The sequence below is a fragment of the Microbispora sp. CSR-4 genome (assembly GCF_008033685.1).
In the GTDB taxonomy this organism is placed as follows: Bacteria; Actinomycetota; Actinomycetes; order Streptosporangiales; family Streptosporangiaceae; genus Microbispora.
Map to the genome: position 1 here is coordinate 1 of NZ_VJVX01000211.1, position 813 is coordinate 813.

Sequence of the window (813 nt, forward strand, 5' to 3'; positions counted from 1 at the left end):
AGGTTGGCGGCGGTGGTGGCGCCGTTGTCGGCCCAGGCCTGGATGTGGTCTTGGTCGGTGCGGGTGGCGGGCATGCGGCAGCCCGGCCAGGAGCAGACCCGGCCCCGGATCTGGACGTATCGGCGTAAGGTCGCATCGGCATGACGCCGATCAGCCCCGTTCGAAGTGTTCGCCGCCCCAGCGGTACCGGCCGCAACCGCAGAGTCCTCGATCGCCACGCCCGCCGCGTTGACCACGTCAGCCGCGTTAGCCGCGCGCGTGGTGTTCGCCGAGTCCGCGTTAACCGTCTCAGCCGCGCCTGCGGCGTCCGCAGTGTCGGCCGTGCCCGTGGCGTTGGCCCTGTCGGCCGTCTTGGCCGCACCAGCCGCGTTGACCGCGTTGACCGCGTCAGCCGTTTTGGCCGCTCCCGTCGTTTTGGCCGCGCCTGTGGTGTTGGCCGTGTTGGCCGTTCCCGTCGTGTTGACCGCGTCTGCGGCGTCCGTGGGGTTGGCCGCGTCCGCCGAGTGCGCGTTGGCCGTGCCAGCCGCGCCTGTGGTGTTGACTGCGCCTGCCGTGCCAACCGCGTCCGTGGTGCTGACCGCGCCTGCCGTGTCGGCCGTGTGGGCTGGGTCGGCCGTGTGGGCTGGGTCGGTCTGTTCGCCCAGCATGGCCGGGTCACCCGATCCCGCTGGGGCGTGCGCTGCCGCCGGGTCACAGGATCGGTCCAAATTAGGTGCTGCTGCCGGGTGGGGTGATCCGGCTGGGTGAGGTGATCCGGTTGCGGGGGTGGTGCCGAGCTGGGCGTGGGCTTGACGGGTGAGGTCGGCGATGAGG

1 protein-coding gene is annotated in these 813 nt (G+C 71.7%); it reads right to left on the reverse strand.

Annotated features, from left to right (window positions below; translation table 11 throughout):
- A partial coding sequence (locus tag FLV34_RS39485) for an HNH endonuclease signature motif containing protein (protein WP_147945611.1) occupies positions 1-647 on the reverse strand: 647 nt, incomplete at its 3' end.
- Between the last annotated feature and the right edge of the window lie 166 nt (positions 648-813).